The organism is Sporosarcina sp. FSL W7-1349, from assembly GCF_038003045.1.
Taxonomy (GTDB): domain Bacteria; phylum Bacillota; class Bacilli; order Bacillales_A; family Planococcaceae; genus Sporosarcina.
Genome location: NZ_JBBOOK010000001.1, coordinates 1,690,843 through 1,709,880 on the forward strand (window position 1 = coordinate 1,690,843; position 19,038 = coordinate 1,709,880).

General features: G+C 41.7%; 21 protein-coding genes, 1 tRNA gene and 6 pseudogenes. 7 read left to right on the forward strand and 21 right to left on the reverse strand.

Annotation, left to right across the window (positions count from 1 at the left end):
• Positions 1 to 324: 324 nt before the first annotated feature.
• Both MKY41_RS08330 and MKY41_RS08335 read right to left on the reverse strand, forming a co-directional pair.
• Positions 325 to 1,095: a sulfite exporter TauE/SafE family protein gene (locus tag MKY41_RS08330; RefSeq protein ID WP_340744591.1), complete on the reverse strand. Its 771-nt coding sequence runs from the start codon at positions 1,093 to 1,095 to the stop codon at positions 325 to 327.
• Positions 1,096 to 1,214: 119 nt separating this feature from the next.
• Positions 1,215 to 1,667 (reverse strand): annotated as a pseudogene (locus tag MKY41_RS08335) (DMT family transporter); the annotation flags it as partial.
• Between MKY41_RS08335 and MKY41_RS08340 the strand changes: the two are divergent.
• Positions 1,667 to 1,957, forward strand: a pseudogene (locus tag MKY41_RS08340) (hypothetical protein); the annotation flags it as partial. The pseudogenes MKY41_RS08335 and MKY41_RS08340 sit on opposite strands and share 1 nt — an antisense overlap.
• Here the strand turns inward: MKY41_RS08340 and MKY41_RS08345 are convergent.
• The 5 genes and pseudogenes from MKY41_RS08345 to MKY41_RS08365 all read right to left on the reverse strand — a co-directional run.
• Positions 1,862 to 3,220, reverse strand: coding sequence for an IS1182 family transposase (locus MKY41_RS08345; RefSeq protein ID WP_340745661.1), 1,359 nt, complete (start codon positions 3,218 to 3,220; stop codon positions 1,862 to 1,864). The pseudogene MKY41_RS08340 and the gene MKY41_RS08345 sit on opposite strands and share 96 nt — an antisense overlap.
• Positions 3,221 to 4,084: 864 nt before the next feature.
• The gene (locus tag MKY41_RS08350) at positions 4,085 to 4,234 is read right to left on the reverse strand and encodes a hypothetical protein (protein WP_340744592.1); all 150 of its coding nucleotides are present in this window, start codon (positions 4,232 to 4,234) and stop codon (positions 4,085 to 4,087) included.
• 452 nt (positions 4,235 to 4,686) lie between these two features.
• The gene (locus tag MKY41_RS08355) at positions 4,687 to 5,475 is read right to left on the reverse strand and encodes an alpha/beta fold hydrolase (protein WP_340745662.1); all 789 of its coding nucleotides are present in this window, start codon (positions 5,473 to 5,475) and stop codon (positions 4,687 to 4,689) included.
• Between the two features lie 45 nt (positions 5,476 to 5,520).
• Positions 5,521 to 6,051, reverse strand: coding sequence for a histidine phosphatase family protein (locus MKY41_RS08360; RefSeq protein WP_340744593.1), 531 nt, complete (start codon positions 6,049 to 6,051; stop codon positions 5,521 to 5,523).
• Positions 6,052 to 6,612: 561 nt separating this feature from the next.
• Positions 6,613 to 6,915 (reverse strand): annotated as a pseudogene (locus MKY41_RS08365) (transposase); the annotation flags it as partial.
• Positions 6,916 to 7,243: 328 nt separating this feature from the next.
• Between MKY41_RS08365 and MKY41_RS08370 the strand changes: the two are divergent.
• Positions 7,244 to 8,047 carry a nucleotidyltransferase gene (locus tag MKY41_RS08370; protein ID WP_340744594.1) on the forward strand — a complete coding sequence of 268 codons (804 nt, stop codon included), beginning with the start codon at positions 7,244 to 7,246 and terminating at the stop codon, positions 8,045 to 8,047.
• Between the two features lie 368 nt (positions 8,048 to 8,415).
• Here the strand turns inward: MKY41_RS08370 and MKY41_RS08375 are convergent.
• A pseudogene (locus MKY41_RS08375) lies at positions 8,416 to 8,565 on the reverse strand (transposase); the annotation flags it as partial.
• Positions 8,566 to 8,580: 15 nt separating this feature from the next.
• Here MKY41_RS08375 and MKY41_RS08380 point away from each other — a divergent pair.
• Positions 8,581 to 8,805 (forward strand): annotated as a pseudogene (locus MKY41_RS08380) (IS110 family transposase); the annotation flags it as partial.
• Between the two features lie 185 nt (positions 8,806 to 8,990).
• Here MKY41_RS08380 and MKY41_RS08385 read toward each other — a convergent pair.
• From MKY41_RS08385 to MKY41_RS08395, 3 genes are all read right to left on the reverse strand, one after another.
• A complete protein-coding gene (locus MKY41_RS08385) occupies positions 8,991 to 9,464 on the reverse strand; it encodes a hypothetical protein (RefSeq protein WP_340744596.1) in 474 nt (157 codons plus the stop codon).
• Between the two features lie 247 nt (positions 9,465 to 9,711).
• The gene (locus MKY41_RS08390) at positions 9,712 to 9,903 is read right to left on the reverse strand and encodes a hypothetical protein (RefSeq protein WP_340744597.1); all 192 of its coding nucleotides are present in this window, start codon (positions 9,901 to 9,903) and stop codon (positions 9,712 to 9,714) included.
• A 5-nt stretch (positions 9,904 to 9,908) separates the two neighbouring features.
• The gene (locus tag MKY41_RS08395) at positions 9,909 to 10,043 is read right to left on the reverse strand and encodes a hypothetical protein (RefSeq protein ID WP_340744598.1); all 135 of its coding nucleotides are present in this window, start codon (positions 10,041 to 10,043) and stop codon (positions 9,909 to 9,911) included.
• Positions 10,044 to 10,201: 158 nt separating this feature from the next.
• On the opposite strand from MKY41_RS08395, the gene MKY41_RS08400 reads away from it, so the two are divergent.
• Positions 10,202 to 11,062: a manganese catalase family protein gene (locus tag MKY41_RS08400; protein ID WP_340744599.1), complete on the forward strand. Its 861-nt coding sequence runs from the start codon at positions 10,202 to 10,204 to the stop codon at positions 11,060 to 11,062.
• An 81-nt stretch (positions 11,063 to 11,143) separates the two neighbouring features.
• Here the strand turns inward: MKY41_RS08400 and MKY41_RS08405 are convergent, their stop codons facing one another.
• The 4 genes from MKY41_RS08405 to MKY41_RS08420 form a co-directional block, all read right to left on the reverse strand.
• The gene (locus tag MKY41_RS08405; RefSeq protein WP_340744600.1) at positions 11,144 to 11,266 is read right to left on the reverse strand and encodes a hypothetical protein; all 123 of its coding nucleotides are present in this window, start codon (positions 11,264 to 11,266) and stop codon (positions 11,144 to 11,146) included.
• Positions 11,267 to 11,373: 107 nt separating this feature from the next.
• A complete protein-coding gene (locus MKY41_RS08410; RefSeq protein WP_340744601.1) occupies positions 11,374 to 11,592 on the reverse strand; it encodes a hypothetical protein in 219 nt (72 codons plus the stop codon).
• On the reverse strand, positions 11,577 to 11,849 hold the full coding sequence (locus tag MKY41_RS08415; RefSeq protein WP_340744602.1) for a hypothetical protein: 273 nt from the start codon (positions 11,847 to 11,849) through the stop codon (positions 11,577 to 11,579). The genes MKY41_RS08410 and MKY41_RS08415 overlap by 16 nt, the downstream gene beginning before the upstream one ends.
• A complete protein-coding gene (locus MKY41_RS08420; RefSeq protein ID WP_340744603.1) occupies positions 11,842 to 12,018 on the reverse strand; it encodes a DUF6877 family protein in 177 nt (58 codons plus the stop codon). The genes MKY41_RS08415 and MKY41_RS08420 overlap by 8 nt, the downstream gene beginning before the upstream one ends.
• Positions 12,019 to 12,539: 521 nt before the next feature.
• Here MKY41_RS08420 and MKY41_RS08425 point away from each other — a divergent pair.
• Positions 12,540 to 13,202: pseudogene (locus MKY41_RS08425) on the forward strand (phage integrase SAM-like domain-containing protein); the annotation flags it as partial.
• A 338-nt stretch (positions 13,203 to 13,540) separates the two neighbouring features.
• Here MKY41_RS08425 and MKY41_RS08430 read toward each other — a convergent pair.
• The 6 genes from MKY41_RS08430 to MKY41_RS08455 form a co-directional block, all read right to left on the reverse strand.
• Positions 13,541 to 13,613, reverse strand: a tRNA-Val gene (locus MKY41_RS08430).
• 203 nt (positions 13,614 to 13,816) lie between these two features.
• Positions 13,817 to 14,467 carry an amino acid ABC transporter permease gene (locus MKY41_RS08435; RefSeq protein ID WP_340744604.1) on the reverse strand — a complete coding sequence of 217 codons (651 nt, stop codon included), beginning with the start codon at positions 14,465 to 14,467 and terminating at the stop codon, positions 13,817 to 13,819.
• Between the two features lie 12 nt (positions 14,468 to 14,479).
• Positions 14,480 to 15,130 carry an amino acid ABC transporter permease gene (locus MKY41_RS08440; protein ID WP_340744605.1) on the reverse strand — a complete coding sequence of 217 codons (651 nt, stop codon included), beginning with the start codon at positions 15,128 to 15,130 and terminating at the stop codon, positions 14,480 to 14,482.
• A gap of 89 nt (positions 15,131 to 15,219) precedes the next feature.
• Positions 15,220 to 16,065, reverse strand: coding sequence for a transporter substrate-binding domain-containing protein (locus MKY41_RS08445; protein WP_340744606.1), 846 nt, complete (start codon positions 16,063 to 16,065; stop codon positions 15,220 to 15,222).
• A 21-nt stretch (positions 16,066 to 16,086) separates the two neighbouring features.
• Positions 16,087 to 16,815, reverse strand: coding sequence for an amino acid ABC transporter ATP-binding protein (locus MKY41_RS08450; protein WP_340744607.1), 729 nt, complete (start codon positions 16,813 to 16,815; stop codon positions 16,087 to 16,089).
• 224 nt (positions 16,816 to 17,039) lie between these two features.
• Entirely contained in the window at positions 17,040 to 17,603 is a 564-nt protein-coding gene (locus tag MKY41_RS08455) for a phosphatidylglycerophosphatase A family protein (RefSeq protein WP_340744608.1), read from the reverse strand.
• A 109-nt stretch (positions 17,604 to 17,712) separates the two neighbouring features.
• Here MKY41_RS08455 and MKY41_RS08460 point away from each other — a divergent pair, with 109 nt between their 5' ends.
• Both MKY41_RS08460 and MKY41_RS08465 read left to right on the forward strand, forming a co-directional pair.
• Positions 17,713 to 18,435: an alpha/beta hydrolase gene (locus MKY41_RS08460; protein WP_340744609.1), complete on the forward strand. Its 723-nt coding sequence runs from the start codon at positions 17,713 to 17,715 to the stop codon at positions 18,433 to 18,435.
• A gap of 86 nt (positions 18,436 to 18,521) precedes the next feature.
• The gene (locus MKY41_RS08465; protein ID WP_340744610.1) at positions 18,522 to 19,037 is read left to right on the forward strand and encodes a YjcG family protein; all 516 of its coding nucleotides are present in this window, start codon (positions 18,522 to 18,524) and stop codon (positions 19,035 to 19,037) included.
• Position 19,038 lies beyond the last annotated feature (1 nt).

Genomic DNA, 19,038 nt, shown 5'->3' on the forward strand with positions numbered 1-19,038 from the left:
TTTCTCAGCACCGGTAACTATAATAAGCCCAGCCGATAATTTAAATTAAAATTTCGCATCGTTTTCCATTAATTAAGTCAATGCTGCCGCAAGGGACCAAACCATCCCTTCCATCTCGGCATCCATGAAAATAGACAACAAAAAAGACCCTTAGCCATCTGGCCTGTTAAGAGTCTTAATTCAAAGAAGATTATTGTTCCGACAACCATTGGGTGCGGTAGCTACATTGCAATACAGTCGTTTTGCGTTTGCCATGCGTAACGATCAAGTCATATAAAACCGCAACAAAAATTGAAAAGTTGTTCCCTTTTATTATCAAACACATTACCTGACTAATTGGATAATATCTATTACGACCATTGCTATAATCGAAAGCAGAATGCCCCCCAGACCATAACGCAGTATACGCTCAGGGAAGAATTTGCCTAAACTAGGCCCAATATAACCCCCAACCATCCCACCAATAGCAACAATTAGGGCGATTTTCCAGTACATCATGCCTGCGACAGATTTTCCGATAATCCCGAAAAGAGCAATCATAGCTCCAGAAAGTGTGGTAGTTCCGATTGCTTTGCGAATTGGAAAATGCAACACATAGACTAGGTATGGCATAAACAGAACCATACCTCCAATTCCAATAATGCCTGTAGTGATACCTAAGAAAAAGATAAGAATAATTCCTATTACTAAAAGTATTGTCTCCGGTTTCTCAACCTTATTTTCTTTAATGGGAATTAAATTAAAGACGAACGACAAAACAGCAATAATACCAAAAAGGATCAAAACAAATAAATGGTTTACATATTGCGCAATGTAACTTCCAGAGATAAATGACCCGAACGAACCACTAGCTGCGAGTATTAGAGCATAACGATACGGTATGAGTTTTGCCTGATGATACCGGATCGAAGCCGTTGCTGTAGAAAAAAGAGTAAGTGCAAGCGTTGCGGATGTGATCGTTTGAATAGTAAATTGCGTCCCGGTAAGTAAGGGATATAAATATAACAGCAAAGGCGTCATCATCATGGAACTACCTGCCCCAACTATACTAGCAATCATTCCACATAAGACTCCAAAAACAACTAAAATTATCATAAAAATCTCCCTTCACTATTTTGTTCACTGAGCTCCTATAACTTTATTAAAAAGAAGAACAGTGAAGGGTCCACTATTTCCCAACTATCAAGGCCCGTTAACATCACTTTGACTGGTATTCAATTTTTTAAAGTTTGATTATTTGAAGGAGACTTTTTCAATGCCACAAATAAAATCATCGCAATAATACAAGTAGTACCAACCCATTGAAAAAAACCAAAAGGTTCTCTTAACCAAAAGACTGTTGTTAGAACAGCTGCTTATGGTTCTAAACTGCCTAAAAGGCTTGTTTCTTTAGGTGAAAGACTTTGTAAACTTTCTATATAAAACCAGAACGCAATCATTGTACCAAATAGTATAACGAATATTAAGTATAAATAGGCTTCTATTGGTAATCTTGTAAAGTCCATATCCCAAGGTGGTTGAATAAAACTTAATGCAAAACCACCGATAATCATTGCCCAGCCGACAATGACAAGTGAGTCGAATTGTTTCAGTAAAGGAACGACATATAGAGTATAAAAAGCTAAAGCTATACCAGATAAAACACCCCAAACGATGGCAGGGGTTGGCGGGGCAATTAAGCCGATCGGAATGCTGTCGATACTTCAAACGGACTTTAAAGATAACCCCTTTAAACTATGTAACCGATTATCGAATTCAAAAACAAAAAAGGGTTGGAAATCGATTTGATTTCCAACCCTTTTCCTGTTTTAAGTGTTTTTTTACGGAAATGAGCCCTACCACTCTTCTATTTTTCTTTCTATTACGCCGTGGCTGGCGCTTTCCACGTCCAGCTGGCCAACTTCTTAAGATTCAAGGCAGCAAACGTAAGCATCGCTTGCATGGACAATTTTTTTAGCCCTCGTAGGGTTGTCCATCGCATGCCATGCTTTTCTTTGGCGTCGGCAAAGACACGTTCAATCGTCTCTTTACGCCTCCCGTATATCTCTTTGATCTCATGATGATGTCTCAAATCCTCCGCTACATCCAGGTAATCCTGCCAGATATGACGTTGAATGATCTTCTGCTGATTCTTACTTTGAGTGCATTGACTGATCACCGGGCACGATGCACAAATGGATGGTGCCGAGGCATACTGACGGTATCCCTCCCTTGTGGTCGTCCTATACGGTAAGACTTGTCCTTCCGGACAGAGATAGCAGTCATAGTGCTCGTCATAGACATACTCGTGTTTTCGGAAGAAACCCTCCTTGGTCATCGGCCGTTTGTAAGGAAGTGCAGGAAGGATCTGATGTTCAATCAGGAAGTTCGCAATCGCGGGCGTCTTGTAGGCTGCATCGGCGGCAACGGCAATTGGCCGCTTCACTTTGTCGATGATCTTCTGTACCAGCGGCTCAAGCATATGGCTGTCATGGACATTACCTGGAGTGACGATGTTTGCGAGAACAAATCCCTTTTCATCCGTAGCTGCATGGAAGGAATAGGCGAACTGCTTGGTCCGTTCGTCCTTTACATAGTAGCCACTCTCCGGGTCTGTCGTTGACTCCTTGATCTCTTTATGTTCTTCCTTTTCGAACTTCTCCGGAGGGAACGGTTTCTTCCCATTCTCTTCTCGGTCCATGTTGAGCTCCTCCTGGAGCTTCTTCTCATATGCCCGGGTCTCTTTCCGAACCACTTTCTTTTGAAACTTGCGCTTGTTCGCACTCGCTTTCACATGGGTGGAGTCGATAAAGACATGATCCGGGCTAAGAAGCCCACGATCTGCGACCTCCTTCAGCACCCGATAGAAGATCTGTTCAAATAGATCCGTATCTGTAAAACGGCGAATGTAGTTCTTCCCGAATGTGGAAAAATGGGGCACCTCTGTATGAAAGCCAAAGCCGAGAAACCAGCGGTATGCCATATTCGTTTCAATTTCTTTGATCGTTTGGCGCATGGATCGTATGCCGAAGGTATATTGGATGAATGTCATTTTGATCAGTACCACCGGGTCGATACTGGGTCTCCCGATTGTCGAGTACAGGTCTTCCACCAATGGATAGATGAACGCGAAGTCAATGGCTGCATCCAGTTTACGTACCAAATGATCCTGGGGCACCAACTGTTCAATAGTCAGCATTTCCAACTGTTCTCGTTGGTTCATTTGATTCTTCGTCATCATATCCATCACCTCTGTAAGTTTGAAGGAAAAACTGTTGATTGGAGCGGAGGATGGCGACTCCAGCGGGAACAGCACGAGCGGAAGACCCTGGACTGAGCGCAGCGAGGGAAGCGGCTGAAGCCGTGCCCGCGGAAAGCGTCCATCCGCAGCGGAAATCAACATTTCCTAAGATTACTTCCATTGTAAAAGAAAAAAGACTGTAGGCAAACTCCAAAATTTCTGGAGTTTGTCTACAGTCTGAACAAAAAAGGAGATACCGATTCACATATGAATCGGTATCTCCTTTTTTGTTGTTATTCAATGTTTTTCAACTCATCAACCGAACCCGTTATTTTTTGTTCTTTTAAATTTGGAATTTGTAGAATCTCTAATTGTTAAAAGAGCCCGGAACCACAAAGGTTTTGGACGCTTCTTGAATCCCATACTATTCAATATCGAAGGTACTACCCTTTGATTTTAAAAGACAAAGTGCATTTACAGTTCGCACGAATCTATACACCGATTGTATTCATCCTCGGGAGCGTTGAAACCATAGATCACTACAGACAGAAAAAGCGTCAGTATGGTGAATAAGTTGTATATGAAAAACTAAAAATTAATTATCCACTTGGTGAGGTACTCATAGGGAAATGTTTTTTTCGATATGAAACAACATTTCCCTCATCAATTTCGAGATTTTTTGGAGACTTGGAATATCCCCTTACTCCCTCTTTCATCTCTTATTGAATTGGAAGCAAATAACCGATCTTTTAATGTGTTGAATTTTTAAATTGTATTAAATGACAGTTAGCTAAGAATGATAGCTAACTGTCAGTATTTCGTTGCTTAAACTTATTGAGAAATTGTTCTAGCTGTTGATTACTTTTACTGATTTGTTGTGCCTTGATTGCTCATGTTAGATAACTGCGGTATCATATTTTGTAATTGTCCGCCACGCCCGGTCATTAGGCTATAGGCAGCAGCCCCAATTCCAATGGCCGCTACAATTGGTAATACCTGAATGTTATTCTTCATTTTGAACCCACCCCTTTCCTTGATTGTTTTTTTCCTTAAACATTTATAGCTTGTGTACTACTTTCTGAAATAATCAAGTGATTTTTTTCCATTAATCTGCTTTCGCTGGAATTGCTAATTTATACACTTCCATACATTCAAAAAAATAGTCGGAAAGGTCAGGAAGTAAATCAGCAGAAGGGCACTTTTCTAAACCTTTTATAATCAGGATTTTTTGTAGAATGAGGTTTAAATTCAAATTCTCTTACAAACTTTTTAAATTATAGTAATCTCATTTAAGCCTTTAATTTCATCATTATGCCTCTATATTATTAACAACCGATGCTTTTCCCGAACATTAACTAGAGTAAGAAGAGCCCTAGTACAGACGTTAGGGTCTCTTCTTGATTGAGCAAAGTGTTTAGATTAAGAACCCTCTGGATATCTATGTTTAAAAAACAGGGAGCGACCATTCAATTTTCTCCGTTCTGAGCTCCATGAATAGATACAAACTGCTTAATGAAATTGTTCACCGCCACAGCCGCCTTTGTAGGAAGCTGATGTTTTTTGTCTCCTATGAGGATGCACTCGTTGACTGGGAGCTTCTCATGTAATAAGTGGGCATAGCGATGAAACGCCTTATCTTTTTCCCCATACAGCAACAAAACAGGGAGAATGATTTGATCTAAACGGTCCGTACAGTTATAGTGCAAACTGTATCGATAATATTGTTCAATATTTTGGGCTTTTCCTTTTTTTGCGTTGATATATAAGTCTTTAAACAATTGTCTAGTATTGGAGTTAGTAAAGGAAACGGATACAGCAAGAGCTTTATGTGCCTTCCATTCCGCTAGCTTTACCCCTAAATTAATTTTATTTTTTAATGATGAATCCTTTACTTCTGACAGGGCTCCTATAAGAATGCCCCCTAAAGAGCGCTCGGGGTACGTCAGCAAAAAATCAAGAGCAATGGACCCTCCAGTTGAGTAGCCGCATATGAAAGCTTGATCTATTTTTAAGTGGTCCAATAATTGGCTGATATCATGTGAAATTAATGGATAAGTCAATGCTTTTTCTGAAAAAGAGCTGTTTCCATGGCCACGAATGTCAAAGACAATAACTTTGAAACGATTTGATAATTCATTCACTTGGTAGATAAAATTCATACTTGTGAGTAAGGGAGGATGGATAAACACCACAGGTATTCCTTTGCCTTGAACGTGATAATACAGGTCTACCCCATCTATCTTTGTAACTGGCAACATAATACACCTCCGATATCAGGGAGTTATTTTTTGACGATTTTTTCAACCCCAGATTCTCCTCACGTAATAGTTATTATTTTTCACATTCACTTCGTAGACATCTGGGTGTGATAAGACTGTCCATTTTTTGAGCCCCTGAATGCCATCAATTTGAAACAATAATAGCCCCATCGTATTACGATGAGTAACCAGCACGGTGCCGTCAGTCGCTGCTTCAAGCACTTCCATTCCTCTTTTTGCTACTTCTTGGCTTGATTCTCCGCCTGCCATTTTCAAATCCCTGTCCCGAACAGATTCTTCAAGGCGTTCTAGCCAGTCTTTTAGGTTTTTTGAAAGCAGCCTGTGCTCAGTAAGCCGGTCGTCAATTTCCACTTGCAAGCCTAGGCTGTCTGCTGTTGGCTGGATGGATTGAATCGTCCTCGTAAAAGGGCTAGAAATAATGTGCTTAATATTCCGCTTCTCAAAAAAGCGCATCAGTTCTTTCGCTTGTTCTATTCCCTTATCAGTCAGTTCTGCCTGCAGCTCTTGTCCCGTAGCTTGACAATGCCTGACCATATATACTGTTTTGCCCATTTGTTTCTCTCCTAGTTACCTTTGCAGATAACGTTACTATTTTTTTCGTTTTCACTATAAGTTTTAACGAAAAATTCTTCGGGTTCAGACCGTTTTACATATAGGTCCATTTTTAAAATTTTCCTACGCCGTTAAGGATTCCTTGTTAATCTCTCCTTCGTCAATTAAATCTATACCTTTTCCCTCTGTATCTAACTCTTTTAGTGATTTGAAGAATCAATTGGGCAAAAAGGTCGCCTTCAGATCCCACTCCTGAATGGCATACGGCAGTACCTCATTCATTGTTTCAATGGTCTTCACATATTTTATTGCGGGTGTCTAGCTGTGCCACGTTTTCGACTTTTGCTAGCTTTGGTTTGCTCATTTGATAATTCTCCTTTCAAAAAAAAAGCACCTCGAATGAGATGCTTTTTCGTAACTATTAATAACCTGAAATCCAATCTCTAATTTCTTTAGCGATTTTCAAAACCTTCGCGGATAATGCGTTGTCTTTTGGAGAGGATTTAACCACCACTGTTAACACCTTTGTAGTCCTGTCTATTTAATTTCTGTATTATCAACATTATTACGGATCACGTCTATTTTCGTCCCGTGATCAGCGCTGCTTGCTTTAAAATATCGTTCTTCATCCGAAGCTGCTGATTTTCTTTTCGGAGTCGGAGCAGCTCCTCCTCTTCGGGTGTTCGATTACCCTCTCGTGGAAAGAACCCGTGCTTTGCGACTGTTTTACCCATTTATCAAATGCTGAAGCCGTCAACTCGTATTCACGGATAATATCCGCTCTGAGTTTACCATTTTCATAAAGCTGAACCATTTTTTTTTGAACTCTAGGGTATAGGTTCTTCTTGGTCTTTTTTCGGTCATTGCAGTTCTCTTCATTTCTGTTAGCTGTATTCTACAAGACCTTAATTTTACTGTGCAACAAAGTATAGCCTATCTATGTCTTGTATGTCTTATTCATTATCATTCCAATTACTTACCTTCTGATGTATATAAGACAATCCTACTATTTAGTTCTATTGTAGACACCTAGTGACCAAATCAACTAATTGCATTTTAATAACTCTTGTGGTTTATGCTATAATCATTGTAACTTACGAATGGAAGGAGCATTCCATATGTGTTGCACATGTTGTCCGGTAGTCGATTCATTTCTTATCTGAGGAAGAACTATAGATAAGGAGTGTTCAATTTGTTAATTCAAAAGAAAATCATTCAGGATGTTAAAAATAAATGCCTTCAAGATCATGCGGTCTCCGCCTGTATGATGTATGGATCATTCACCAAGAATGAAGGAGACCCTTTTTCAGATGTCGAGTTTTATCTGTTCATTGATAATGAATCCATGAATCATTTCAATTCAAGACAATGGATTTCTGAAGTACATCCTGTGGACTTACTATTTTTCAATGAATATGGAACCCAGGTAGCCATATTTTCAAATATGATCCGTGGTGAATTTCATTTTCTCACTGTGTCTGAAATGGATATTGTCAAAAGTTTTAAACCGACAGGCGTTTTTCCGGATACCGAGTCTATGTTTTTGTATGACTCAACAGGTCGTTTAAAGTCCTTGCTAGAGCAGCTAGAAGGACCAGGGCCAGATCGGATGACGGATGAAAATGTAAACTTCACTTTCAATAACTTTGTGAATGCATGGGTACTAGGTCTGAATGTGATGAGAAGAGGCGAGTTGGCTCGTTCGCTAGAGGTTTTAACCCAAGTACAAAAATATGTATTGCAATTGATCAGAGTAAAAGAAGAATCTGTGGAACGTTGGGTAAATAGCACAAAGAATGTAGAGTCAGATATAAGTTGCGAATCTTATCGTGATTTCGTTTCAATCACATCAAAACTTGAAGTGAACGAACTGCGGAATGCTTATACGAATGCCTTAAACGTAGTCCAAGGATTATATAATACATTAGTTGTTTCCTACGTGACAGATGTTGACGATACTTTCATTAGAAAGCTTTACAACTATCTGGATAAATAAAAGTTGCATTAAAGTACACTGTTTTGAGAACTGAGCAGTGTACTTCTTTCTATACCATTGTTATCTTTATTTCCAGTTACCCAGCTATTATTATGTTTTCAATTACAACCGGAAGTGAAGCTTGATTGAATATCCTTTAATTCTTTGATCCTCCCGAAGCCATGCCCGCTGAAAGCGTCAGCCTGGAAAAGAAAGCAACGGTACGCAGGGTTCACCTGGTTTCGCTCCATATGATGAGAAAAAGGCTGTCACAGCAAGTCAGTTTTCACTGACTTGCTGGACAGCCCCTTCCCAGGACTGTTCGACTTTCCTTCACTTCTACTACAAAATAATATTTTTCAACCAATTCTCCTTGTAATTTTTACTTGCTTCACGTTCACCCGTTTCCCTGTCTTATAATCTTCGTACCAGAACTTGACCTCCTTGCCATCATATTCAACAATGCGATATTCGGCGATGGCTGGTCTCGCCAAGTACCTACCCATGTATTTGGCTGCTCCTTTGGCATCCTTCATTTTCATTACGGGCTTACTAAACACCTAAGAAAATTACTTTATATTGTCATTCAAAATATGATTAGGTTAAGACGTTTTGGGCAAAACCACATCGTTGACTATTATGACAAATTGAAAAAGCAACCCTATAACAAATGCCATATGGTCGCTTCCAACGCATGTGTAAACAAGTTGTTGAAGACGATCTTCTTTCTCGTTACACATAATCTGAACTATGAATACAGGTTAGCCGCCAACTCATAGTACATCAACATTTTAGAATACGCACACACCTAGTGAAAAAATTCAAATTCAACAGGTTTATTTAGTATACGCAAAAAAGCTAATATCACTAGATTTCTACTCGCCCGAGTCTATATATTTTCTATTCACAAATAAAGTGCGTAAAACCACTTGAAATAAGAACGCACTCCGAAGGATGCTGAAGTTTAGATATCGTCAAACTTTTTCAATTGAGCTTCTAACTCCGAATTACTTTTTTCGTATAACTCTATCAAATCATCATTAAACTGTAATGTCATCAACAAACTGTCCATTACTTGAGTAAATTCAACTTCTTCTAAGAGTTTCCGATACGTGATAGGCTTCACTTCGTTATCACGAAGGTCCACAGTGATAGGCCCCTTTCGCTCCAAAGAAAAAATATACAACCTATTTGCTCTTAAGTCATGCTTAAGTATCGGTCCACGAGAACTCATATAATCTGTATCTTTTCCTTTGAATCGATAACCCATCGAAGCTATCAGCTGCATCACCGGCATTAACTTAATAGCAGTTTGTCTAGTTTTTTCTTCCTGTTCGACAATCAGTTCTTTCTGTTTCAACTCAAGCTTATCAAGCAAGCTTGCATCTTCTTTATTCCGTTCAATGAATTCCTTAACTAAATCGTCTAATTTATTCATTTGTATTCTTCCCCCCTCCTACTGACACAATACGCCAAGTAAGGTGAAAATCCCTCTTTATGTAAAAACGCCCAAAGACATAACACAACACATTGCAGCGTGTTTCCGCACGCGATCAATATGGTTTCTTCGGGCGCAAAGATAGGGAGACAGCACGCATTTTGTGTGGCGTAGGACAACGAGGATTCCCCGCACCTACCCGCCTCCCCGACCTGCGTTCCACGGTATCATCCGGATTATACCTTCTTCACACATCCGACCTATCCGACATTTGCGACATCTTCCGTACTACAGTGTCTTTAATCCGGCCGATATGTCTATCTGATAATCCCATATGCAATCCGATCCTCCTCATGCTTTTACCTTCCAACAGCCAATGAAGCACTTCTCCTCCCCTTCTCTTCTCCGAAACGCCCGCCCGGCCCTCTCCAGTACACATCTCCATCAATTCCTGCAGTTTCCGGTCGGACAGCCGTTCTGGATGCTTGGCCCTCGCCCCTTGGCATTCCGATTACCTCCCACCCGTTCTGCGGGCTTTACGAGCCCTTTCTCGACCAATTGTTCTTGCAACGTCCTCATCCCCTCACCCCTCTCCAATAAAAAATGACACCAAACAACAGCGGAAATGCCGTTGCTCAGTGTCCTCGGATGTTCCGATAGACGATTTTTTGATTTGGTATATTTTTTTCATTTTACTTGATACTACTTAGCATTAATATATAAATGAGGTGCTAAATGTGTATTACTACAAAGAAGAATTGATCAACCCCGTCACTCCACCCGACAAACCTGACCCTGAAGCCGCTAAAGTAATGCAGGAAATCCTTGGTGGTCACTTTGGAGAAATGCGCACCATGATGCAGTACTTTTTCCAAAGTTCCAATTTCAGAGGTAAGGAAACACAATATCGCGATTTACTTCGTGGTGTATTTTTGGAAGAAATCGCTCATGTCGAGCTTGTGCAGAATACCATTAACCAATTATTAAATGATTCAGGTGAATCGGCTATCCCTGGTAATGCCGGAGCCGATCAGGCACCTCTTGATGATGCCGTTAGACATGCAAATCCCCATCATTACATTATGGGTGCTCAAGCTTCTCTTCCTGTAGATGCTGCGGGAAATCCTTGGAACGGTTCTTGGGTTTATTCACACGGAAACCTTATAGGTGATCTTCTTGATAACTTAGTGCTTGAATCCACTGGAGTCCTTCAAAAATCACGTATATATGAAATGAGTTCCAACAAAACATTTCGTGAAACATTAGCATTTCTCATTGTTCGAGATAACGCACACCAAAATGCTTTTGCAAAAGCACTGGAAACGCTTGGTGTTGAATGGGGTAAGCTTTTCCCTGTCCCGAATTACGATATCAATAAATATCCTGAATGCCGAAAATATGTGGAGTTAGGATATCATAATGCACAATTCAATTTTAGATTAGACCCTACTCGCATAGGCGAAATTTTTCAAGGTCAAACTCCTAGCAGGAACAATGAAACACTTTCAGTAACGGATCCTCCAAAAGGGTTTCCGGTTCCTTTAATGCCTCAAATGCCAAATGAACATAGTCCAGGTATTCAGGACATGAATAACTAAAATAGTTCAGTCCCTTTACAAGGGACTGATTTTTTATCTCTCCGTGTAACTAACCTCATAAAACAACGACTTATCATCCTGTCAGGTGATGATTTGTTTGCCGAAACCTTCACCAGGCTTGTCCACCTCGTCAATAGAATTATCAATTACTCGATAAACCGCATTTTCCCCAAGACTTACCAACGTAGCATCTTTCACTTCCACAAATTTCAGCTCTTTTTACGAATACATCTTCTTGAATTACGCCCACCTGGATCCCCTCCAATGTGTTACAATGATGTCAGCGAAGACGGGGAGGGATCCCTGTCTTTTTAATGCCCGAAAACCCCGTTCCTCCTCGGTTTATTTTCCCCTTTGTAGTCCTGGTCAATGAGCAGCAAGGCAACACCCTTCTGATTGGTCCCGCAAGCTTTGGCTATGTCGCTGATAAGCTCACCCTCGTCCCACATTTTATGGAAGTCCGACCACTTCCACTTGTTGCTATCACCGTCAAACAGCAAATGAATCTGATCCGTTATTTTTCTGACCATACCTCCACCTCTCTTAGTTGATCCTTCAGCTGCACGAACAATTCCTCGTCCCTTGCATCCAGTGCATTAATCCGAATCAGGAGCATGTCCTGATCCGTGAAAGCCGTCCCGATGCTGGGATGGTGCTCCAAATACCATCGATGCTCATTGGTGCCGCTAAACATCCCTGGCCCTAGCTTTCGGGAGTCGGCGTGATTTATTTGCATTTGTTGTAGCAACGCCGCTTTCATCATACATCTGAAGAATTCCTCACCCATTCCCCTCACTCCTCGCGAGATTTTGTGCATATCGCAATTGCTGATGAATATATGGATCGTCATGATTACCAACACCGGCTAGCCAATCCGTTACTCGGCTGTGGATGTTTTGCAATGCTTCAATTGGAATTCGATCTGATAGTTTTGATATTTCCTGTATCTGGTTCATGATCATCCACCCCTCATGCGCATACTCTGCTCTTTTTTCTTAAACCCTCCCCTTTCCAAAGTTATTTGAAGCTTGTCCAAAAGGAGGTATTTACCACTGTTGGGACTTTCACTCCCCTGCCCTACCAGGGCTTTTCTTTTAACCAACAACCCAAACGTACATTCTTGAAAGGAGATAAATTAGATGAAATCACTAGAAAGATCCACTTTCCACCATGAGTATAAGCGGATTACAACCACATGAATTTTAACTGAAAGGAGTTACAGCCATGGCTAAAGGACATGCACGACCGCGTGGAAAAGGTAAATATCAATTAGAAGTAGATTTAGGCGAGAATTGGGGGTAAGAGCAGAAATTGGAGATACAGAACAGTATCTGCAAAAAACCAAAGTGAAGCAGATATTCAACTTGCTAAATTTGTGGCCAAGCTGACTGACAAAGGATACGTCGAAGACAAAAAAATTGGGTTCATCGAATTTGTGAATAACATTTAGTTACCCAAGTGCGCAAAAAAACGTCTAGCTGATACAACTTTAGAAATATACGTTGATCATCTGGAATTGCGTATTTTACCAGCATTTCAATATTTCCGTATCGAAGAGGTGAAGCCGCTTCATATTATCGATTTTTTAGACAATCTAGGTGAAGATGGTATGTGGGCAGACGGAAAAGAAGGTAAGCTATCCAGTAGCACAATCCGCTACCATTATCGTATCTTGAACAATATTTTTAACTTAGCCGTGGAAATCAAATACTTGAAAGAATCTCCGTTAGACGGCGTCAAGAAGCCGCTAGAAGAATATAAAGAAGTTGTGCCGTATTCACTCGACGAAGCGAGTGACGTAATTAGCGCTCTCGAAGGCGAGTTGCTGCATTGGCAGATCACGTTAAAATTGGACAGGAACGTTGTTAAGGTTAGAGATGCTTTGACTTATACGAAAAGAAACGGTTACCAAATTAACGAAATTAAAAAAGGAAGCAGAAGGTCAAAACGAAGAGACATTTCATTGCCAGAGGATTTGATCAAAGACATCGAACGCTTGATCAAGCAACGAAAAAAAGAAAGGTTCGAATTCAAAAAAGAGGATTTGTGGAAGAATGGAGAACACTTTTTGTTACTGTGTCACGAAAATGTGAACCTTACCATCCAACATCAATTAAAAATTGGTGGGTGCGATTCTTGAAACGTCACAAAAGTTATGTGTCGATTCACGCCTTGTGTCAGACAATGATTAATCTTTTGATCGATCTGGCCATTCCGGTATCGGTATCACCAATGACATTTATGGACACAAAATTCAAACCGTCGATGAGATGGCGATAAAAAAATTAAGCGATGCTCTGAAAAGCAAAAAAGCGCATTAGGAATCATCACGAAACAATATGTTTTTCGATTTCGCCGTCAAAATGTCGGCAAAGCTGCCTATAAAAATAAAAACAGACCCTAGGCATCCGGCCTAATAGGTCTGTTTCGCGAGATAAACCGTTGTTCCGACGGTCTTCTCATAGGTTTGGCACCTAATGATTCCGACTGGGCTCGAACCAGCGACCTCTACCCTGTCAAGGTAGCGCTCTCCCAGCTGAGCTACGGAATCGGGAGAATATGCTTAATGTCTCTGTTGGACAATTACTATTATAGCAAGTCTGCAAGGGAAGTCAACACCTTTTGTAAAAGTTTATTAAGAATCTTTTTTACTGAGGAAAATACCTGTTGATCCCGGAAGAGGGGTAAAGTTGACCTTCATTCATCCCAAACAAAAAACCTGAATCTCTTTTGGAGATTTCAGGTTTTTTAGTGCTAAGCCCGCTTGAGTTCAAGGCGTTTAGCCAAGATGGAAAGGGCGTAGTTGACGACGAAATACATCAGGGAAATGAGCAGGAAAATCGGAATGACGTATTTCGTGCTTTGTCCTTGGATGATCTTCGCATGGTGCAGCAGTTCCGGCAATGCAATGATAATGGCAAGCGATGTATCCTTTAATAAGGAGATAAACTGGCTCACCAAGTTTGGAACCATTCGACGCAAAGCCTGTGGTAATATAATCAACCGCAACGACTGGACGTATGAAAGGCCTGATGAGCGCGCCGCTTCCATTTGGCCCTTTTCGATTGAATTCAAACCGCCTCGGACAATTTCTGCAAGCATGGCCGATTCGAAAACCGTAAGTGCCACGATAGCCGAAACGGTGATACCTAAGTTGATCCCCAATTCAGGAAGCGCGAAATACGTAAATAGAATGATGAGAAGAAGCGGCAAGTTCCGGATCATCTCAACGAGCACGGCCAACACTTGTGAAACGACCGGCATTTTCGAAAAACGTAACGTGCCGACCAATCCTCCAATAAGAAAACTGAAGAATATGGAGATAAACGCCACTTTTAGCGTCACCATGAAGCCTTCCATCAAAAACTTCAAGTTATCAGGAGAAAACGCTCCGACGAAATCCATCATGACACCTCCTTAATGGCTATTGGCCAGGCGCTTCTCTAAATAGTTCACGCCTAAACTCAATGGAATCGTAATTACTAAATAAAACAAAGCTACGAAAATATACACGTCAAACACGATATACGTCTTTGCTGAAATCAAATCCCCCTGATACATCAGGTCTCCCCCTGCAATTAGTGCCAAAATGGAGGAGTTTTTCACCAGATTGATGAACTGATTGCCAATCGGCGGAATAACGATCTTGATCGCTTGCGGCAAGATGATCATTCGCATCGTCTGGACATATGTCAAACCGGACGAGCGGGCCGCTTCCATCTGCCCTTTTGGAACCGATAAGATTCCCGATCGTATCGCTTCTGCAATAAAGGCCGACGTATAGATGGAAAGAGCAATCGTTCCTGCTGTCAGACCGGAAAATCGGATGCCTAATGTAGGTGTCCCGACAAAAAAGAAAAATGCAATAATGACGAGCGGAATATTCCGGAAAAACTCTGTATAGGCTGTGCCGAACCAGCGTAACGGCGCAATTGTCGTAATCCTCATGACAGCGATGATGACTCCGATGACGAAGCTTGCCACGAGCGCAATCAGACTGGCGATGAGTGTCACTTTGAACCCATCCAAGAACATATCAAAATAATTTGTCAGAATCGAAAAGTCCATTCGTATTCCACCTCACTTACCTGAATCAGGATGAGCGCATTAGCTGCTCACCCTGATCATCATTTATACTTGCTGACGGCTTAACAGATTCAATCAAACCAATTGTTATAAATATTGTCGAATTCGCCGCTCTCATGCAATTCCTTTAGTGCTGCATTCAAAGCATCCAGCAATTCCGTTTCACCTTTTTTCACAGCGATTCCGTATGGCTCATCTGTGAAGGTGCCGCCAACCAATTCATAGTTATTATCTTCTGAAGCCATTCCGAGAAGGATTGAGTTATCTGTTGTCAACGTATCCCCTTGACCTGCTTTCAGCGCAGTGAATGCTTCCGCATAGTTCTCAAATTCCAGTACTGGTGCTTCTGGTGCTTTTTCGCGAATGTTATCTGTAGATGTTGAGCCTTTTACTGCCAGAACAGTCGTTTTGGAGTTCAAATCTTCAATACTTTGGATCGGGCTTCCCTTTTTAACAAGGAGGGATTGCCCCGCTTCGAAATAAACGTCTGTGAAGTCAACTTCTTTCTTACGCTCTTCCGTGATTGTCATCGTTGCGACGATCATATCGATATCCCCTTTATTCAAAAGAGGCATTCTCGTTTTGGATGTAACTTCGACCAATTCAATTTTGCTTTCATCCCCAAGGATTGACTTTGCCAATTGTTTTGCGATATCGATATCGAACCCTTCCACTTCACCGGAGGATGGGTTTTTCAAGCCGAACAGTTTTGTGTCAAATTTAACCCCGACAACTAACTTGTCTCGCTCTTTAATCGCTTCTAAGGCATTGCTTGACGTTTGGGAGCCGCTTGAATCCCCTCCGCCACTGCCGCTAGTACTGCCTTCCTCGTTCTTCTTCGTCCCGCAAGCTGCCAATAGAATGATTGACAAAATGGCGGTCAATGCAAGCATAAACAGTTTTTTAGATTTCAACATTTTCAACATCTCCTTTTCCTTTTAGTGGTTTAAAATACGGCTGAGGAATAATCGTGCCCGTTCTTCTTTCGGGCTTGCGAAAAAGTCAGCCGGTGTTGCCTCTTCCAAGATGCGTCCTTGGTCCATGAAGACTATGCGATCGCCCACTTCCTTAGCGAATCCCATTTCATGCGTGACGACGACCATCGTCATCCCTTCCCGTGCAAGCGTTTTCATAACATCCAACACTTCACCGACCATTTCAGGGTCCAATGCAGAAGTCGGTTCGTCAAACAGCATGATTTCCGGTTTCATGGCCAATCCTCTTGCAATCGCTACGCGCTGTTGCTGTCCTCCAGATAACTGTGACGGGAAAGAAGATGCTTTATCCGGAATCCCGACTTTTTCCAAGTAGTACATCGCCGTTTTCTTCGCTTCTGCCGATGATTGTTTCAAAACATTGACCGGTGCGAGTGTGATGTTTTCTAGGACCGTCTTATGCGGGTATAGGTTGAAATGCTGGAATACCATTCCGATGTTGCGTCGCAATTTATTGATATCCGTACTTTTCGCGTTGACTACCGTTCCATTGACAGAAAGAGCCCCGTCTGTAACCGCTTCCAATTTGTTGATGCAGCGGAGCAACGTACTTTTTCCGGAACCGGATGGGCCAATGACAACAACCACTTCGCCATCTTTTATCTCTAAATTGATATCTTTAAGTACATGGAAATCTCCATAATACTTATTTACATTTGCAAATGAAATCATGGTCATTCTCCTTTCTAAGCGTTTCGGAATCCATGCAATTCCAAGTAACTTTATTATAATTGTAACATTGGAGATAAGCAATTATATCTTTTAAATAGAACAATTGTCTGATTGATTTTGCCATTTAACTTAATAAAAATCTACTATTTTTTATTTCTTTTATTAGCAATCACAAAAAAAGCCTGAAAAGGGAGTCGTTCTACCCTTTTTCAGACTTCTAATTTTCAATCCGCTTTTTCCTTTTCTTCCTGCTCCACATCTTGCAGTATCGCTTCCGCCTCCTGTAAATCTCGTGTCCGATGGGCGGTCCGGGAGGCGGCGCATGCCGCCACACTTGCTATCAAATCATCCAGGAATGTGTGGATGCCGTTTCCTTTATTCGTATCCAATTCGTTGATAATCCCGATTTTATTCTTATCCAGGTGTCCGAAAGTCGTCACGGCAATGGAGCCATATGTAAACACGGCGCCTAGCGCAATCGTTTCATCCACCCCGAAAAGCCCTTCATCGGCTTCGACGATTTGCTGGAGCGGCGCGGAGAGCATTCCTTTTTCCGCTAGCTCATCCAGTTCGATGCCGACTAAGATCGCGTGTTGGAGTTCCCGTTTCCGTAGCACGCTTTCTACGGCATTGATGCAATCATCCATTTTCAAATCCGCATTGTAAGGAATTTGCATTTCATACACGATCATTGCAATATCTTTCACTGTTACCCCACGGCGGAGCAACGCCTGTTTTGTCGCTTCTGTCACCACTTTTGAATGGACGATCTTCGATGTGTCAAACATAGTAGTCAACCCCTTTATTTGTCATGCGTCTCACAATACAACCATTATGCCTGCTCCATCCTTTATGATACAATTCCGATAGAATCGCTTTCACTAGGAGGAATGGAACATGAATTATGGCAAGATTGAAGATATTTCATTATACAGTAAAGAATTGGATGAGGAAATGCAATTGCTCATTCACTTGCCGCATAATTACACACCGCTTTTCACCTATTCCGTATTGATCGCCTCGGACGGGAAAGACTATTTCCAATATGGCCGAATTGGGCGTGTCGTGGATGAATTGCTGGATGAAGGCGAGATTGAAAATGTCATTGTTGTCGGCGTGCCTTATAAGAGCGTTTCGGAGCGGCGACGCATGTATCATCCGGAAGGCGATCGCCATCAGGCCTATATCCGGTTTCTTGCGCATGAATTGGTGCCTTATATAGATGCCAACTATCCGACCGACCAAATCGGCGGTTGCCGCGGGCTGATCGGGGATTCCCTCGCTGCGACCATTTCACTTTTGACCGCGTTGAAGTATCCCAATATATTCGGAAAAGTGCTCCTTCATTCCCCCTATGTCGACCAAACTGTCCTGCAATCCGTGGAAGAGGTGAACGATCCTTCCTGTTATTTCATCTATCACGTCATCGGGAAAGGTGAAACCGAAGTGAAGACGACAGTGGACGGAATCCAAGACTTTTTGACACCGAATCGGGAGTTGAAAGAAGTCATCGGGAGGAAAGGGATTCCTCATTACTATGAGGAATTCGACGGGGACCATACATGGAAGCATTGGCAGCCCGATGTCAGGCGCGCAGTCCAAATGGCTTTCGGCGAATGATGGTATGAACAGACATTCATTTGCATTTCTGTTATAATTGAAATTAGATTGGCTATACTAAACATTCCCACAAGGAGGTCTTCATTATGAAATATGGAATTGTAGCGTTTCCTTCAAAAAAACTCCAAGATCTTGCTAACGCTTATCGGAAACGGTACGACCCGCATTATGCGCTGATTACTCCCCATCTGACGCTGAAAGAAGTGTTCGATGCTGAAGATCATGAAATCGATGAGGTCGCGAAGTCGTTGAAGAAAGTGACGAACAAGCACCGTCCCTTTGAATTGAATGTTTCGAAAGTCAGCACATTCGCCCCGGTCACGAATACAATCTACTTCAAAGCTGAACCGAATGAAGAACTGCTTGCGTTGCATAAAGACTTGAACTACAATTTCTTCGGAGAGGAACCTGAATATAAATTTGTTCCGCATATTACCATCGCCCAAAAACTTTCTTCCGGAGAACACGATGACATCATCGGACAATTGAAGATGGTCGGAGTGGATCATAGCGAAGTCATCGACCGCCTCCACCTTCTCTACCAACTGGAAGACGGCTCTTGGACGGTGTATGAAACATTCCGTCTGGATGAGGATGAGTGAT

Coding starts and splice junctions, on each gene's coding strand:
- MKY41_RS08330 (WP_340744591.1), bottom strand. CDS start 1,095: ATGATAATTTTAGTTGTTTTTGGAGTCTTATGTGGAATGATTGCTAGT.
- MKY41_RS08345 (WP_340745661.1), bottom strand. CDS start 3,220: ATGATGACGAAGAATCAAATGAACCAACGAGAACAGTTGGAAATGCTG.
- MKY41_RS08350 (WP_340744592.1), bottom strand. CDS start 4,234: ATGAAGAATAACATTCAGGTATTACCAATTGTAGCGGCCATTGGAATT.
- MKY41_RS08360 (WP_340744593.1), bottom strand. CDS start 6,051: ATGGGCAAAACAGTATATATGGTCAGGCATTGTCAAGCTACGGGACAA.
- MKY41_RS08385 (WP_340744596.1), bottom strand. CDS start 9,464: ATGAATAAATTAGACGATTTAGTTAAGGAATTCATTGAACGGAATAAA.
- MKY41_RS08390 (WP_340744597.1), bottom strand. CDS start 9,903: ATGTGTACTGGAGAGGGCCGGGCGGGCGTTTCGGAGAAGAGAAGGGGA.
- MKY41_RS08395 (WP_340744598.1), bottom strand. CDS start 10,043: ATGAGGACGTTGCAAGAACAATTGGTCGAGAAAGGGCTCGTAAAGCCC.
- MKY41_RS08410 (WP_340744601.1), bottom strand. CDS start 11,592: ATGGTCAGAAAAATAACGGATCAGATTCATTTGCTGTTTGACGGTGAT.
- MKY41_RS08415 (WP_340744602.1), bottom strand. CDS start 11,849: ATGGGTGAGGAATTCTTCAGATGTATGATGAAAGCGGCGTTGCTACAA.
- MKY41_RS08420 (WP_340744603.1), bottom strand. CDS start 12,018: ATGAACCAGATACAGGAAATATCAAAACTATCAGATCGAATTCCAATT.
- MKY41_RS08435 (WP_340744604.1), bottom strand. CDS start 14,467: ATGGATTTCGTCGGAGCGTTTTCTCCTGATAACTTGAAGTTTTTGATG.
- MKY41_RS08440 (WP_340744605.1), bottom strand. CDS start 15,130: ATGGACTTTTCGATTCTGACAAATTATTTTGATATGTTCTTGGATGGG.
- MKY41_RS08445 (WP_340744606.1), bottom strand. CDS start 16,065: ATGTTGAAATCTAAAAAACTGTTTATGCTTGCATTGACCGCCATTTTG.
- MKY41_RS08450 (WP_340744607.1), bottom strand. CDS start 16,815: ATGATTTCATTTGCAAATGTAAATAAGTATTATGGAGATTTCCATGTA.
- MKY41_RS08455 (WP_340744608.1), bottom strand. CDS start 17,603: ATGTTTGACACATCGAAGATCGTCCATTCAAAAGTGGTGACAGAAGCG.
- MKY41_RS08460 (WP_340744609.1), top strand. CDS start 17,713: ATGAATTATGGCAAGATTGAAGATATTTCATTATACAGTAAAGAATTG.
- MKY41_RS08465 (WP_340744610.1), top strand. CDS start 18,522: ATGAAATATGGAATTGTAGCGTTTCCTTCAAAAAAACTCCAAGATCTT.